The sequence below is a fragment of the Staphylococcus debuckii genome, assembly GCF_003718735.1.
Classification (GTDB): domain Bacteria; phylum Bacillota; class Bacilli; order Staphylococcales; family Staphylococcaceae; genus Staphylococcus; species Staphylococcus debuckii.
The window spans coordinates 639,713-656,291 of record NZ_CP033460.1; the positions used below are offsets into that span (position 1 = coordinate 639,713).

Here is a 16,579-nt window from a genome sequence, read left to right on the forward strand (position 1 = left end):
AATTATGATTAAGTTAAATAATGTGAATTTTTCATATCAAGAAGACAAAAAAATACTTAAAAATATTAACTTACTAATAGAAAGTGGAAAAGTAATTGTTTTAGCAGGAAAATCAGGCTGCGGTAAGACGACCTTATTAAAAATATTAAATGGATTGATCCCTCATTTTGTTCCTGGAACTATAGAAGGGGAAGTCACAATTAATGAAAAAGATATTCGAGAACTAACATTTAGTGATATTTCCATGATTACTGGCACTGTCTTTCAAAATCCTAAAGCTCAATTTTTCTGTATGAATTCAACTAATGAATTAGCTTTTGAATCAGAAAATAATGGAGTGGACCCTGAATTAATTAAAGAGCAAATCAAGAAGTGTTCAGAGAAAATGAATATTAGTCATCTTTTAAATAAAGATATTTCAAAATTATCGGGAGGGCAAAAACAAATTATAGCATGTGCTTCAATTTCTATATTATCTCATGACGTTATCCTTCTTGATGAACCGACTGCTAATTTAGATATTCAAGCGATTCAAAAAATAAAAGAACTCATTGCTGTATGGAAAAGTGAAGGAAAAACTATTATTGTGGCAGAACATAGACTGTCATATTTAATAAACTTATTGGACGAATTGATTATATTAGAAAACGGAGAGATTACGGATATATTGAACCACAATGAAGTTGCAACGATGACTAATAAGCAATTTAACGAAGTGGGTCTAAGAAGCCCTTGGGCACCTATGCTTACTATCGATGATAATGAGAAAAATCATTCAAATGATTATATTGAATTTGAAAATATCAAATTTAAATATAAATATGCTGAAGATAGTATATTAGATATACCTTTCCTCAAAATTCCAAAAGGTAAGGTAACTGCTTTAATCGGTAATAATGGATGTGGAAAGAGCACCTTAGCTAAATATTTAGCAGGATTAGAAAAGAATTATTTTCATAAGTTCTTTTTCTTAAATAATAAAATTTTGATGTCAAAAGAAGTATTCATGGTTTTTCAAGATGTAAATAATCAATTATCAGCTAATACTGTATTAAGTGAATGGGAAATTTGCAGTAAAAAATGTAGAGATTTTGAACGTGAATCAACCCAACTGTTGAAAGAATTAAATTTAGAAATTAATCAAGAAATGAATCCCCAAAATTTGTCAGGAGGAGAAAAGCAAAGAGTTGCTATTGGAGAAGGGGTAATTGCACAAAGTGAAATACTGATATTAGATGAACCTACTAGCGGATTAGATTATTTTAATATGATTCGTATCGTAGAAGTAATTAAGAAACTTATGAAAAAGAAGAAATTTACTGTTCTGCTTATCACTCATGATTATGATTTTCTTCTGAGATTAGCAAATGAAGTAGTGGTACTTGAAAATGGTCGAGTAAGTGATCAATTTGAATTAAATAATAATTCTTTATCAAAATCAACCCTTTATTTTAAAGGAAGTGAATTTAAAATTGAATAATATTAAAATTTTGTATGGATATATGAGGGGATACAAAAAGTATATTTTATTATCTTTGATATTTTCAGCTTTAAGCGTAGTGGCAATGCTTACACCTTATTATAGTATTTATAAAATACTGATGAATATTGTGCATAATGAAGATATCGAAGCAGTGAAGTATGGCCTTTTAGCTAGTATTGCGATTATCATTGGGATAATTATATATTTTATTTCTTTATATTTAAGCCATATGAGTGCATTTGGTGTAGAAAGAAATATGAGAGATTATGGAATCGAGAAATTAATGAATGTTGAATTAGCTTTTTTCGATAATAATCAATCTGGAACAATTCGTAAAACGATTGATGACAACGCCGCTAAAACACATGTTTTTATAGCACATAATTTACCTGATTTAGTAGGAATTTTAATTTCTCCCATTATTATTTTAATCTTTCTTTTTACTATTAATTGGGTAATGGGCCTGACTATGCTAGTTATAATATTAGCAGCTTTATTCTTAATCTATTTAATGGTCGGCAAAGTCAATAATATGAAAAAGTTCTTAAATTCATTAAATCAGATGATTTCTGATGGTACTGAATATATTCGTGGGATACAAGTAATAAAAATTTTCAATGCTTCATTTAAAAGATTTTTAAATTTCAAAAAAAGTGTAGGAGATTATAGTAGGTGGGCTACAAATTATGCATTCTCAGCAAGAGTTCCTTATGTAATTAACCAGATTCTACTACACGGAGTCAGTATTTTAATTTTATTGGCAACGTTGCCTTTCATTACACATTCTACAGACTTCAACCAATTTTATGTTTCGATTATCTTTACAGTACTTGTAAATGGTCAGATTGTATTATTTCTATCCAAAATTATGAATACGGGTGAAAATGTTTCGCTGGCTATTCAGATAGTGGGCGAAGTGGAAAATATATTCAGTAATTATAATTTTAATCAATTTGATGAAAGTTCAAATAAAAAAATAGGGGGGAATATAGAGGTAAAAGATTTAAGTTTTACTTATGATAGCGATAAATATGCTTTAAAAGATATTAATTTTTCTATACCTACTAAAAGTATCGTAGCAATTGTTGGTTCATCTGGCTCTGGAAAGTCTACTATAGCAAAAGTGCTTAGTAAGATGTACGGTAATTATGAAGGAAGTATTAAGATAGGCGAACAAGAATTAAAAGATATTAACGAAGTTGATTATATGAATTATATGACCTATGTTTTTCAAGGTATGAAATTATATAATATATCTATTTACGATAATTTAAAACTCGTAAACGAAAATATTACTGACAAGGATATTGAGGAAGCTGTACAAAAAGCACAATGTCAAGATATCATAGAAAAGTTGCCTAAAGGATTGAACACTGTGATTGGTGGACAACATGTGAAATTATCAGGCGGGGAGATACAGCGTCTAGTGTTATGTAGAGCACTATTAAGAAATACTGAATTTTTAATTGTAGATGAAGTGACCGCTTCGATTGATCCGGTTAATGAATATAAAATTCAATGTATCCTCGAAGAACTAGTGAAAGAAAAAACTGTGGTCGTTATTTCCCATAAGTTAAATCTAGTTAAAATGGCACAACAAGTCCTTGTCATGGATCAAGGAAAAATTATACAAAAAGGTTCTCATCAAGAGCTCTTGTTAGAGGACGGTATTTATAAAACAATGTTTGAGAGATATAGACAAACTAAGATGTGGAAGTTAGGTGAGTCTTAATGATGAAATATATTAAAAACAAATTCGCCTTGTCAGATCAAGGCGCAAAGAATTATATTATATCAGTTATTTTTGAACTGTTGAATAATATTTGTAATATGCTTCCAATGGTCTTGTTTATCTATTTTTTATACGAGTTAGACATGTATATAAATAATTCGAATTATAATGCTATTCGTTGGCAGACTTACTTAATTTCAGCTGCAGTCATCATTGTTTTGATGTACATTTTTAATTATTTGAGTTATTCTAGCAACTTTATTAATACCTATAAAGAAAGTGAAAATACACGAATGAATATTGCTGAAAAACTCTACAAGTTACCAGTTTCTTATTTTTCAAGAAAATCCGCTGCTGAAACGAGCAATATTTTATTAAATGATATTGGCGATTTAGAAATGTTTTTATCTCATGCTTTACCTAAAATAACAGGATTACTGCCAATTATTGTACTTTTTTTAATTGGTTTATCAACATTAAATCTTACTATTACTCTTCTATGTTCCTTAGTTATTCCACTTTCATATATTGTATTTCTAGTTTCTAAAAAATACGAGATTCATGCTTATCAAAGTTATTTAAAAACGTTGACTTATCAAAGTGAGCAATATCAAGAACAGATTGAAATGATAAAGGAAACGCGTCTATTAAATCAAAAAGAAAAAGCTTTAGATAAAATTAAAAAGTTATTAAAATCACAAGAAAAAATGCATATGAAGTCTGAGATTCCCGGCGTTATATCACAAGGGTTAATTAATATTTTATTAACTTCAGGAATAGGTATTGTAATTGTTACAACTGCTTATTACTATGCTATGCATAAAATTTCTTTTGTATTATTGATCATTTTCTTAATTTCTTTTAGCAGGTTATATTCGTTAATAATACAAATATACGAATTATCAGCTATATCACGTTATGTTAAAGTAAGAATCAATAGAATTAACGAATTATTAAATGAACCTGAAATAAAAGGAGCTGAGAAGCCTGATAATAAGGATTCAACTTTTACTATACAAAACTTAACCTTTGCTTATAACGAAAATATAATTTTAAACAATCTCAACTTTGTAGTTGAAGAGAATAGAATTACTGCTGTTGTGGGAGCTTCAGGTTCAGGTAAAACAACGTTGCTTCGCGTATTAGCTAAGCTATATGAATATAATAGCGGAACAATTTATTTTGGAAAACATAAACTTGAAAATTTATCACCGTCTGCGTTCTATGAAAAGATATCAGTCGTTTTTCAAGATGTAACACTCTTTAATACAACAATTATGGAAAATATTAGAATAGGTAATCAAGGTGCTACTGACGAAGAAGTGATTCAAGCAGCTGAAATGGCAAGGTGTAGTGAGTTTATTCAACAATTGCCAGAAGGCTACCAAACGATCATAGGAGAAAATGGTTCAAGGTTATCAGGAGGAGAAGGTCAAAGGTTATCAATCGCACGTGCTTTTTTAAAAAATACACCAATCTTATTTTTAGATGAAATAAGTGCCTCTTTAGATTCATTGAATGAGTATGAGGTCCAGAAAGCTCTTACAAAGTTAGTGAAAGATAAAACCGTAATAGTAGTTGCTCATAGACTTAAGACTATTGAAAATGCTGATAAAATTATAGTATTAGATAAAGGGCAAATTATTGAAGAGGGCTCTAAAGATGAATTATTAAAAATAAATAATGGTATATTCGCTAAAATGTATAATTTTGAAAATACAATTTAGATTATGTAGCCTGGCTCGTAGTGGAGTCAGGTTTCTTTGTGTAGCGTGTTTGAAAACAAAATAGAAATAATTCAACTTGTCAGTAATAGATGTATTTGTACACTAATAGATGATATAATATTGAAGTCGCTTTTGCTTCCGGCGATAATTTCGACGGAAGGAGGTGCTGAATATGCAAATGATTTTCTTACACATCATTGCGCCAGTCATCAGTGGCTGTGTAGTTGCGTACTTTACTTATTGGCTTAGTAGTAAACGTAATAAATAAAAAGCGACAATAAGCCGCATCAAAAAATCCCCTCACTACCGCAAATAGTGAGGGGATTGGTGCATATATGCAAATGATTTTCTTCTTGTATATTATAACACTATTTAGCGGAGAAATACAAGGCTTCACAACTCGAAGGTTATTTAAATATATTTTGATGACATAAGAACTATCTGATATTACAAGTAATGAAGCATGAAAAATAACTGCATCAAAAAAACGAGCCCCATAGGAGCTCGCTTAATAACATAACCTTAAATTATGCTTTGTTTACTGAAGCATCGAAGATTGAATCGATTGCTTCTTGTAAATTTTTATTAAATTCTTCATCTGATTGTTTAACGTTCAAGTCAGATACTAATGCACGAGAGAAGCTTGCGATTAATCCGTCATTTTGTTTCAAGATTTTGTTTGCTTCGTCACGGCTGTAACCGCCTGATAAAGCAACTACACGGATAACTTGTGGATGTTCAATTAATTCACTGTAAGCATTTACTTTAGTTGGAATAGTTAATTTCAACATTACATATTGATCTTTTTTCAAGTTATCTAATTCAGCTTTGATTGCTTCAGCTAAGTTAGCTTCGATCGCTTCTTTATCTTTAGCATTGATATTAACTTCAGGTTCGATAATTGGTACTAAACCAGCTGAGATAATTTCTTTTGCAACTTCGAATTGTTGTTTAACAACTTTTTCAATTGCTTCTTTATTATTTTCTAAGATATTAGAACGCATTTTAGTACCGAAGATACCACGTTCGTTCGCACGATCTAATAATTTGTCTAAGTCTGGAATAGGTTTCATTAATTGAACGCCGTCAGTTTCTTCAGCTAAACCTTTGTCGACTTTCAAGAATGGAACGATACCTTTATCTGCTAAATATGCACCAGTGTATTTGCCCTCAACTTCACGGTCCATAGTTTGTTCGAAAAGAATCGCACCTAAGATTTTTTCTCCATCAAATGCAGGTGAAGTAATGATACGAGTACGCATTTCGTGTACTAGGTTGAACATTTCTTCATCGTTAGAGTATTCGTTTTCTTCAACGCCATAATCTTTTAGCGCTTTCGGAGTACTACCACCGCTTTGGTCTAATGCTGCGATAAATCCTTTACCATTTTTAATTTTGTCAAATTGTTCTTGGTTCATTTATTGACACTCCTCTTTCCGCATTTTGCTTTATCTCTTTCACACCTCTAGTATGGTAAAAAAATATTGATTTCGCAAATACTTTACATCAAAAAAACTTAAGAAAACGCTTACCTTTAAAAATTCTTTAAAAAGTCGCTATAATAGCGTTGAGAGAGGGTGAAACGTGTGAGTCAAATTGATCAATTATTCATAGGTGGTATTCAAAAAATAGGTGATTCACAAGCTGAAAATCGTCTAGATCAAGAATGGACAACAGCAGCTTTTAAAAAGCCGACCACAAAGGCTGTTTTTTAACAGAAACTGGTTTAGAAGGCGACGATGTAGGCGATAAGAAGCACCATGGAGGTCCCGAAAAAGCCTTGTATGCGTATAGTAAAAGTCATTATGAAAAGTGGGCAGCTGAATATCCTGCTATCCAGTTTGAAGCTGGGTTAAACGGGGAAAATGTTTCGGTCATTGATATGGATGAAACTACCGTTTGTATAGGTGACATTTATCAAATCGGAGAAGCAATTGTACAAGTTTCGCAACCTCGCAGACCATGTTGGAAGCCAGGGAGACGCGTACGCTGGATTGAATGGGGCAATCGTATTCAAGCAACAGGACGCACAGGGTGGTATTTCCGAGTATTAAAGGAAGGGAATATTCAGCAGCATGATGTTTTCCAATTAATAGAGCAGCCGTGTGCAGAGTGGACCATAGTAGAAATGAATGATGTCCTTTATCATCACACCGATAATGTGAAAAAGCTGCGTGAGTTGCTTGCAAGCGATTATACGCCGACTTCTTGGAAAGATGAAATTACACAAATTTTAAATGGGGAAACGGTAGATCATACGAGACGGTTGTATGGTCCGAATATTGAGTATTAAGACAAAAGAAAAGACTTACGCTGGGCTAGCGTAAGTCTCCCAAATCACACACTCATGAGATTTTACCGCAAAGAAGGGGTAGGAAATCTGCGGCACATCTTCACATGAGCGATATTACTAATGTTCGTCAAGGAATAGGATTGCCTAATCATTTAGTGCCTTTGCACTCTTTACATCTTCAATAGTGTGTGGGTTTTAATTAAGTGCAATTTTGGCTTATTTAATATTTATGAAAATAGGTTGAATATCGCATTGTCAGATTGAGGAGGGTAATCTCAATCTAGTATATTTATCAATTTACCTGTTCTATAGGGCTGATAAGAATCAAGTAAATAAAGAACTTAGTTCACAGAGTAGGGTTGGGGACGATGATATAATTGATGTCCCTTTCCCTTCAAGGACGTCCAACGAATAACTAGGGCAAGAATATTCGTTGGTATTTTTTTCAGTTACACATGGGTTTTAGAGGTGAGAACATGGATGAAATGCGTAACATTGACAGACGGGCTTTCAGCACCTTATACCATCCACGGTCTCGGGTTTGTTTTTTGCTTTTGTTGAAGCGGAAGATTTTCTCGCTTCACTACTTTCGGTTCAGCTCCAGACTCTATTTTCTTTTTCAACTTAGAATCGAGTTGATAGGTGTGAAAAGGGACAAACACTCGATTAGAAGTTGTGTTGCAGTTCGGGCAAACTGCAGAGTCGTGGTTTGCATTCATGGACTGATTCAACGTAAATTCACCGTGATTTGGACATGCGTATGTGTAGTTTGGCATTACTCATCTGGCTCCAAACTTGGCACGATATCGTTGTTGAATATTTCACGTGGGATTGCAATCGTACAACAAGCGTTAGGTACATCTACAATTCCAGCAACCGTACCCTGTACAGGCGCTGAACCTAATAACATGTACGCTTGTTCACCAGTAAAGCCACGTGTCTTTAAGAATTCAATTGCGTTTAAACAAGCATTGCGATAGGCAGTATTCGCATCTAAATATTGCTGTTTACCGCTGAATTCATCCACTGAAATGCCTTCAAATACAATATAATCTGTATAATTCGGCATTACTGGACCAGGTTTGAAAGCAGGGTTTTGTTTAATTTGATATTTTTCCATGCCATTTTTAATCACGTTGACACGTAAATCAATCCATCCGGGCATTTCAATACCGCCACAGAAAGTAATCTCGCCATCGCCTTGTGAAAAATGCAAGTCACCGACAGATAATTTCGCACCATCTACGAAGACTGGGAAATAAATTCGGGACCCTTTCGACAAGTTCTTAATATCGCAATTACCGCCGTTCTCTCTTGGGGGAACGGTTCTCGCACCTTCTTTAGCCACACGATCAAAGTCTTTGCCTTTTAAAGAACCGAGCACTACTGCATCTTCTTCCGGTAAATTGGCTAATACAGGTTCACGATTCGGATCAGTGGTTCGCGACGATTCCATTCATCCAACATTTCTTGCGAAGGAGCGACTCCGATTAAACCCGGATGAATTAATCCCACGAACTCGACGCCAGGTACATGACGGCTTGTTGCATAGATACCATTGAAATCCCAAATAGATTTCTGAGCATCTGGATAATGGTCAACTAAGAAACTGCCGCCGTTTGTTTTATCAAAGATACCGTTAAATCCCCATTCATGTTCCGGAAAAGCTCCAATATCTAAGATATCTACCACTAATAAGTCGCCAGGTTCTACACCATTAACATGAACTGGACCGCTTAACACATGTACACGGTTCAAATTCACATACTTGATATCGCTTGGATTGTCATTATTGCCGACTTGGCCATCTGTCCAGTCTAAACATTCCATGCGGAAAGACTCTCCTGGGTCTACTGAAAAGACTGCTGGAATATCTGGATGCCATCGATTATGTCCAGGATGAGCCTGTTGATCCATTTTCTTATTCAAATCTACACTAAATAATTTCTTAGGCATTCGCCTACCCCCTTGTCGAAAAAATTTATGTCTGAAAAAAATTCTGCCGTACTAGAAGCCTTATTCCTCAAAAAGTTACATATTAAACCAAATATTCAGAAATTTTTGTAAATATTTTAAAAAAACCGTAAATTGATATGTAGATAAAACTAAGACCGATGTGGTATTAATAGAAGAGAGGAGGGATTTCCAGTGAAGAAAATTCTGAGATTTTTAATCGGCGGACTATTCGGCACAGCAGGAGTCATGCACTTTGTGGCACCAGACGGCTTCACAAATATCGTGCCCAAATATTTACCACTGCGCAAAACAGCAGTATACGTTACAGGCGTGTTCGAAATCATTTTCGGCATACTGCTATTTTGGAAACGACCATGCAAATGGACTAAACGCGCTATCAACGCATTCCTGCTAGCAGTCTTTCCAGCCAATATCTACATGGCACGCAAAAAATTACCACTAGGCGACCAAGAAGTTCCGAAATGGGGACTTTACGGTAGATTGCCATTACAATTCGTGCTTATGTGGATTGTGAAAAAACTATAATAATCAATATTTTGCCTGATTCTAAAATGACATTGGAATCAGGCGTTTTTTTGTCTTTTCTGGAAAAAGAAAGACACAAAGAGACAATCTCTCTTCAAGATTCTTCTTTTTCAGAAGTTTTCTTTCCCGAAAGGTAAAAAAATAGGCGTCACAATGCGATTTTAGGTGGTTTGACAAGAGGGTTTGCAATTTTCTAATATAAAGTAATTCCTTTATGAAAGCAGGTTATAGATGGACATCTTAGAATATTACAATGCGATTGAAGGTCGTGTATTGTATCAGCCGAAGTGTTTTAAAGCTTACCAGAATAAATTGCAAGGAGATGCGGGCGAAGCGTTGGTCGAACAAGTGATACACCAATGTACGAATGTAACGTATCTGCGTAATCATGAGATGAAGGCACCGAGTCAAGTTGAATATGATTTTATCATTATTTCAAATCGGAAAGTAATTATTTTCGAAGTAAAACATTATAGTGGCAACTATTTTTATAATAATAATGAAATCACGCGTGATTTGAATGATCCTTTAGGTTTCGATCGACGTAATCCGATGACGCAGTTGAAGCATGCAGAGAATATTATGCGTCGGTGGTTGAAAGGGAACGGATTCGCAAATTATGAAATCGAAACGTATTTGATATTTTCGAATGCCTCATTTTGTTTGCATGGGTTAGAGGAGCTTAGACACCAAGGGCGTGTATTATTGTTCACGCAATTGTATCAGTTGCCTCAAATCATCGGGACGGATGCCATGCCACAGAAAACTCGGCAATTGCAGGAAGCCTTGGTTTCTAGTTATGAAAAGTGGACGCATCAATTGTCTGGTTATGAGCGAGAACCTTTTGAAAATGTACGCGGCGGACTGCGTTGTCCTAAATGTCGGAATTGGCTAGAGTCAGCAGCGGAGTATAAAAAAAGCAAGTGCTCATGTGTGAAGTGTGACACTGAATTTAAAAAGTTAGATATGATTCATGCTAATTTAATTGAACTTTATTATGCGAAAGGCGCGCCATTTACTAAATGTGAAGCGGTTCGCTGGTGTGCTCACCAAGGTATTTCTACTAAAACGATCTATAGAGCTTGTCGACAATTTTTTAAATCTGCCGGCAAGAATAAAGGGCGAGTTTATTATTTGTGATGGAGTATCTGTGGCGGGAGCGGGCGGTTATGTATGAGTGTAGAGCGAGCATGCCCTGGTTCTCAGGGGCCAGCTCGGATATATTGGCCAAGAATGCGGGCAAAGTGTCCAATAACCGGAAATATTGGCCAAGAATGGAGGCAACGTGTCCAATAAACCGCATAATTCCACCGCCCCTCGATAATAAAACACCACTCACTCGCTTTTCACTCGTCCACTCCAGCTCCGCCCCTCCACCCACAATAAAAGAAATCTTCAAAGGTTGCGGACTCTCAAAAGTCCGCTTCTTTTTTTCACCACAAACTGAAACAAAATTTCAATATTCAACAATATTATGAACGCATATTGTAATATTATTTCACTTATGCAATAATGAAAGCGATTACACAAAAGCAACTCTACACTTTTTTGGGTAAAGTGAAGAATAGAAATTATTCTTTTAATATGAGGTGGACAATATGCAATTAGGTTTTTCAGTGTATTTAGGTGAAGAGTTTGACGAAACGTATATCGAAACAATGTTAAATAAAGGATTCCGCTACATTTTCACATCTTTACAAATACCAGAAGAGGATCAAAGCCAATATTTAGAACGTTTAAAGCAGCTTTCAGTTTTAAATCAAGGGCGTGCAGAAGTTATCGCAGATATGAATCGTGACACATTTGAGCAGCTGGGATTGTCACTCGAAGACCCATCAAGTATCAAAGATGCAGGTATCGATATTATTCGATTGGATGAAGCGGTGGATATCAATCAGCTGGCAGATTACGTAGAAGATGAGCATCCGATCATGTTGAACGCGAGCACAGATGCGTTTCCGATTTTGCGCGAATTAAATGACCGAGGTATCTCTCAAGAGAATATTTACGTAGCGCATAATTATTATCCCTGCCCCAATACAGGATTGGATACCGCATTTTTCAAACATATTAATGAAAGATTGAAGGGCGCTTATCCAGAACTGCAAATTATGGCATTTGTTCCTGGTACAACTTTCCGCGGACCGATTCATCGTGGCTTGCCGACTCTTGAAGCCCATCGTTATGCCCATCCGCTTGCTTCAGCTTATGAATTAGAAATGATGCTTACAGATGTGGTGTGTATTGGTGATATTAAAATTAATGATTTCATGGTTGATCAATTTTTCCATTATGCCACTGAAGATACAGTATGGTTACGCACAGATTTGAACGAGGACAGCGCATTTTTACAAAGCTATACGAACCGACCAGATGTCGCGCGTGATGTCGTGCGGGCTCAAGAATCACGCACTACTTTTAAAAATCAAGTCGAACCAGCAAATGCAGTAGAACGTCCGCGCGGTTCAGTAACATTGGACAATAATTTATACGGCCGCTACATGAATGAATTAGAAATTACACGACGTGACTTGCCCGCGGATGCAGCAGTCAATGTATTAGGACATGTGATAGAAGATGATTTAGATTGTATTCAATTAATTCAATCAGGTACTGCTTTCAAACTTTTTAACCAGAAAGGGGATGAGTAACATGGATATTAGGAAATTGACGACCGAGCAACGCAATGAGAAGACGATGCATCTGGATGAATTAAGTACAGAGGAATTTGTGTCTGTAATGAATGAAGAAGATCGACGTGTCCCGCAGGCTATTGAAAAAGAAAAGCAAGTGATTGCACAAGTGATTGATAAAGTTATTGAAGCCTTTAAAAAGGGCGGCCGACTCTTCTATATCGGCGCAGGTACCAGCGGTCGATTAGGTGTGTTAGATGCTGCAGAATGTGTGCCGACTTTCGGAGTATCGCGTGATGAAGTCATCGGATTGATCGCTGGCGGTTCAAAAGCGATGACCGAAGCGATTGAAGGGGCGGAAGATAACTCTCAAATTGCTGAAGTAGACCTTAAAGAGCATGTCCTCACAGCTGATGATGTCGTAGTCGGTCTGGCTGCCAGCGGACGCACGCCTTATGTCATCGGAGGTTTAAATTACGCGCAATCCATCGGCGCTACTACCGCTGCAATCGCCTGCGTGAAAGGTTCGCAAATCGGCAAGTTAGCTGATTATGCCATTGAAGTCGAGGTCGGACCTGAAATATTAACCGGCTCCACACGGCTTAAATCAGGCACTGCGCAAAAATTAATTCTCAACATGATTTCTACCGGTGCCATGGTCGGTATCGGAAAAGTTTATGAAAATCTGATGGTCGATGTCAAACCGACCAACAATAAGTTAAGACAACGTGCATTAAATATGATTGCAGAAATTGTAGAAGTATCTGAAGCGGAAAGCGAACAACTTTTCCGTCACGCACGTGGCAATGTGAAAGCTGCTATCGTGATGGGTTTACACAATATTTCATTTTCAGAAGCGACACAAAGATTAGAAAAGGCAGATGGTTTTATTAGAAATACATAAGGAGCGTGAGACATCATGTCAAAAGAAGAGAAAATTGCCCGGGAAATATTAGACAACGTGGGCGGAAAAGCAAATTTAGAACGTGTCATTCATTGTATGACCAGAGTACGTATGGATATCATCGATTATTCCAAAGTTGATATCGCGGGATTGAAAGCAATAGACGGCGTCATGGGTGTGGTAGAAGATGAGTCCCTGCAAGTTATTGTAGGACCAGGTACCGTCAATAAAGTAGCGAACGCTATGAGTGAAATGATAGGTATACCTTTAGGTGAACGTATTACACATCATTCATCGGATGCGAACGCTGCTGACGGACCTCAATCTGACAAAGAACGTGTGGAACAAGAAGCTCAGTTGTTCAAAACTCAGATGAATCAGAAAAAGAAAAATTCTAAATGGCGTAAAGTACTGCGCACGATTGCCAATATCTTTGTGCCATTAATTCCAGCATTCGTCGGAGCCGGATTAATCGGTGGTATCAGTGCTGTACTATCCAACTTGCTCGTTGCCGGCACGATTGACGGTTCATTTTGGAAAGAACTGGTGATGGTCTTTGATGTTATTAAAAACGGAATATTTGCCTATCTGGCTATTTATGTAGGAATTAATTCTGCTAAAGAATTCGGCGCTACACCAGGGCTCGGAGGCGTAATCGGCGGTACCACGATGTTAACAGGTATCACACCTGATAAACCGCTGCACAACATTTTCAACGGCGACGCTCTCGCAGCAGGACAAGGCGGTGTCATCGGGGTTATTTTTGCAGTGTGGATTCTAGCCATGATTGAAAAACGCCTGCATAAAATAGTACCGAACTCTATCGATATTATCGTTACACCAACTATTACGCTCTTAATCATGGGACTAGCAACCATCTTTCTCATCATGCCCGTCGCAGGTGTCGTATCAGAAGGCATCTTAGCGGTAATTAAATGGGTATTAGACATCGGCGGACCATTCAGCGGGTTCGTCTTAGGTGCGACATTCTTACCACTCGTAATGTTCGGTTTGCATCAAGTCCTCACACCGATTCATATCGAGATGATCAATCAAGACCATGCCACTTTCTTATTGCCAGTATTAGCGATGGCAGGTGCGGGACAAGTCGGCGCAGCACTCGCACTATGGGTGAAATGCCGTAAGAACCAGAAAATCACGCGACTCTTAAAAGGTGCGTTGCCGGCCGGTATTCTAGGCATCGGCGAACCCTTAATTTACGGGGTAACCTTACCGCTCGGCCGTCCATTCATTACCGCATGTATCGGCGGCGGTATCGGAGGCGCTGTCATCGGAGGCATCGGACACATCGGTGCAGTAGCTATCGGTCCAAGTGGTGTGTCACTCATTCCGTTGATATATGACAACATGTACCTGGGCTACATCGCAGGATTGCTCGCAGCCTATGCCGGCGGATTTATAGCGACCTACTTTTTCGGAACGACTAAAGACATGACCGCACCCCAAGAAATAGAAGAGTAAGAAGGGAGAACTATGGAAACCGAACACCTTCAAATCTATATACGCGAACAACTTAAACACCTCACCAAGAACGAACAACAAGTCGCACACTACTTGCTCGAACATCCAGACAACGTCATTAAGATGAACGCCAAAGCACTCGGCCAAGCTACAAACACCAGCTCAGCCACCATCATCCGGTGCGCCCATAAACTCGGCTTCAAAGGACTCGTCGACCTGAAACTGTCACTTTCCAGAAACATGCCGCATCACGAGCCCAACACCTACAAAGAAATCACCCAAGACGAACCGCCGAGCGAAATCAAACACAAATTATTATCACGCGCCGCCTATACTTTAGAAACCACTGAAACCCTTCTGGGAGAAAAAGAACTGGAAGAGTTGGCCGGCAAATTATATGCAATTCGAAAGCTAGTAGTCTTCGGCGTCGGAGCTAGTCATATCGTGGCAGAAGATATTTATCAGAAATTTACTCGTGCAGGCGTAGAGGTCATACACAGCGCAGATGCGCATGTCGCAGCAACTGCCTTAGCGGGCCACTCAACAGATAGTCCTGTATTAATGCTAGGAATCTCTAATTCGGGTAATAATCAAGAAACGGTGCGTTTAGCACAAGTCGCCCATCATTATGGTACAGAAGTAGCAGCAATTACCAGCAACAGCGAATCGCAGTTAGCAGATGAAGCAGATATAGTGCTCTTGCACGATGCGAGTTCCGAACAAAGCTTGCGCCTTGCAGCGACGAGTTCTCTCATCGCACAGTTGATGACTGTAGATATATTATTCTATACCTATTTATCTAAAGATTACCAAAATCATGTGGCGCATTTAAGTCAGACGAAAGCAGCCGTTGATTTATATAAAGATTTGCAATAATAATTATAAAAAAAGAGAGAGGGGAAATCACATGCATTCACTTGAGACTAATGGCGCTATTGTCCGTTACGAACAATTAGGAGAAGGTCCCTTATTGATTATGATTCCAGGAGCCAGCGGAGTACACGACAGTTATAAAGATGCTGCAGAAACGTTGAAAGCTGATTTTACGGTCATCTTGCCTGATCGTCGAGGTTATGGTTATAGTGAATTGACTGAACCCATGCCTGCTTCGATCAATCAAACGCACAGTACCTTCAAACTGGAGAGAGATACACAAGATGTCATCGCACTCGCACAACACTTAAGTAATAATCCTGTTTATATTATGGGAACAGATACAGGAGCGGTCGTCGGCATGCATCTTTTAGAGCAATCTCCAGAATTAATCGCCGGTGCAGCGTTGCATGAACCTTTGAATGCTACTGTTTTTCCTAATCGCTCAGATTTAGAAAAAGAAACCACAAAAATCTCTGAAGCAGCCGAAATAGAGGGTATTCCTGCAGCCATGCGTATCTTTGAACATGTCATGCAGCCCTCGCAGTTAGATATGGAAGTCTTAGTAGAAGATACCATCGCACCATGCGCGGTATGTTCACCAGATACCATGGAATCGAATAGCGCTGAATCTACGAAAATCTGGATGCAATATGAATTGCGCCAATACATGGATTACCTAGTAAATCTAGATACATTGCGTCAATCAGCCGATAAAATCTTTTGGATGCAAGGCACACAGTCTAAAGGTTCATTAGCTTATCAAGCTTCACATTTATTTGCGAGAGAAATGGATCGACAAGCGGTAGAAGCGGCAGGCGGCCATTTCGGTTATGTGCAAGAACCAGAAGCATTTGCGCAAGACTTAGTTAAAATATTGAAAAAGTAAGAGAGATGTCAATTTTGCAATGAGGAGTTGGGACTTCTGGGGAGGTCTCGACTCTTTTTCT

15 protein-coding genes and 1 pseudogene are annotated in these 16,579 nt (G+C 37.5%); 13 read left to right on the forward strand and 3 right to left on the reverse strand.

The genetic code is table 11. From position 1 onward, the window contains the following. The first annotated feature begins 4 nt into the window (after positions 1-4). From CNQ82_RS02795 to CNQ82_RS02810, 4 genes are all read left to right on the forward strand, one after another. A complete protein-coding gene (locus CNQ82_RS02795; protein WP_123143990.1) occupies positions 5-1,480 on the forward strand; it encodes an ABC transporter ATP-binding protein in 1,476 nt (491 codons plus the stop codon). Continuing rightward, a complete protein-coding gene (locus tag CNQ82_RS02800) occupies positions 1,473-3,215 on the forward strand; it encodes an ABC transporter ATP-binding protein (RefSeq protein WP_123143991.1) in 1,743 nt (580 codons plus the stop codon). Before CNQ82_RS02795 ends, CNQ82_RS02800 begins: the two co-directional genes overlap by 8 nt. After that, a complete protein-coding gene (locus CNQ82_RS02805) occupies positions 3,215-4,942 on the forward strand; it encodes an ABC transporter ATP-binding protein (protein ID WP_123143992.1) in 1,728 nt (575 codons plus the stop codon). The genes CNQ82_RS02800 and CNQ82_RS02805 overlap by 1 nt, the downstream gene beginning before the upstream one ends. Positions 4,943-5,114: 172 nt before the next feature. Next, a complete protein-coding gene (locus CNQ82_RS02810) occupies positions 5,115-5,210 on the forward strand; it encodes a type I toxin-antitoxin system Fst family toxin (protein ID WP_123143993.1) in 96 nt (31 codons plus the stop codon). A gap of 259 nt (positions 5,211-5,469) precedes the next feature. On the opposite strand, the gene CNQ82_RS02815 is transcribed toward CNQ82_RS02810, so the two are convergent. Further along, positions 5,470-6,360 (reverse strand): fructose bisphosphate aldolase, encoded by an 891-nt coding sequence (locus CNQ82_RS02815; RefSeq protein WP_123143994.1) that lies wholly within the window; start codon positions 6,358-6,360, stop codon positions 5,470-5,472. A gap of 168 nt (positions 6,361-6,528) precedes the next feature. Between CNQ82_RS02815 and CNQ82_RS13375 the strand changes: the two genes are divergently transcribed. Then, a complete protein-coding gene (locus CNQ82_RS13375; protein WP_276308800.1) occupies positions 6,529-6,657 on the forward strand; it encodes a hypothetical protein in 129 nt (42 codons plus the stop codon). 65 nt (positions 6,658-6,722) lie between these two features. After that, the gene (locus CNQ82_RS02820; RefSeq protein WP_240624915.1) at positions 6,723-7,235 is read left to right on the forward strand and encodes an MOSC domain-containing protein; all 513 of its coding nucleotides are present in this window, start codon (positions 6,723-6,725) and stop codon (positions 7,233-7,235) included. Positions 7,236-7,753: 518 nt separating this feature from the next. Here the strand turns inward: CNQ82_RS02820 and CNQ82_RS02825 are convergent. Together CNQ82_RS02825 and fmdA are read right to left on the reverse strand one after the other, a co-directional pair. Next, the gene (locus CNQ82_RS02825) at positions 7,754-8,011 is read right to left on the reverse strand and encodes a zinc ribbon domain-containing protein (RefSeq protein WP_123143995.1); all 258 of its coding nucleotides are present in this window, start codon (positions 8,009-8,011) and stop codon (positions 7,754-7,756) included. Next, positions 8,011-9,191 (reverse strand): annotated as a pseudogene (fmdA, locus tag CNQ82_RS02830) (formamidase). The gene CNQ82_RS02825 and the pseudogene fmdA overlap by 1 nt, the downstream one beginning before the upstream one ends. Positions 9,192-9,383: 192 nt before the next feature. On the opposite strand from fmdA, the gene CNQ82_RS02835 reads away from it, so the two are divergent. From CNQ82_RS02835 to CNQ82_RS02865, 7 genes are all read left to right on the forward strand, one after another. Continuing rightward, on the forward strand, positions 9,384-9,737 hold the full coding sequence (locus CNQ82_RS02835; RefSeq protein WP_331712166.1) for a DoxX family protein: 354 nt from the start codon (positions 9,384-9,386) through the stop codon (positions 9,735-9,737). A 231-nt stretch (positions 9,738-9,968) separates the two neighbouring features. Continuing rightward, a complete protein-coding gene (locus CNQ82_RS02840; RefSeq protein ID WP_123143996.1) occupies positions 9,969-10,877 on the forward strand; it encodes a nuclease-related domain-containing protein in 909 nt (302 codons plus the stop codon). A 458-nt stretch (positions 10,878-11,335) separates the two neighbouring features. After that, positions 11,336-12,388 carry a MupG family TIM beta-alpha barrel fold protein gene (locus tag CNQ82_RS02845; protein ID WP_123143997.1) on the forward strand — a complete coding sequence of 351 codons (1,053 nt, stop codon included), beginning with the start codon at positions 11,336-11,338 and terminating at the stop codon, positions 12,386-12,388. 1 nt (position 12,389) lies between these two features. Further along, positions 12,390-13,274, forward strand: a complete 885-nt coding sequence (gene murQ, locus CNQ82_RS02850) for an N-acetylmuramic acid 6-phosphate etherase (RefSeq protein ID WP_123143998.1) — start codon at positions 12,390-12,392, stop codon at positions 13,272-13,274. Between the two features lie 15 nt (positions 13,275-13,289). Then, a complete protein-coding gene (locus CNQ82_RS02855) occupies positions 13,290-14,756 on the forward strand; it encodes a PTS transporter subunit EIIC (RefSeq protein WP_123143999.1) in 1,467 nt (488 codons plus the stop codon). A 12-nt stretch (positions 14,757-14,768) separates the two neighbouring features. Next, entirely contained in the window at positions 14,769-15,632 is an 864-nt protein-coding gene (locus CNQ82_RS02860; protein WP_123144000.1) for a MurR/RpiR family transcriptional regulator, read from the forward strand. Between the two features lie 31 nt (positions 15,633-15,663). Then, on the forward strand, positions 15,664-16,518 hold the full coding sequence (locus CNQ82_RS02865; RefSeq protein WP_206125371.1) for an alpha/beta hydrolase: 855 nt from the start codon (positions 15,664-15,666) through the stop codon (positions 16,516-16,518). Positions 16,519-16,579: the final 61 nt, after the last annotated feature.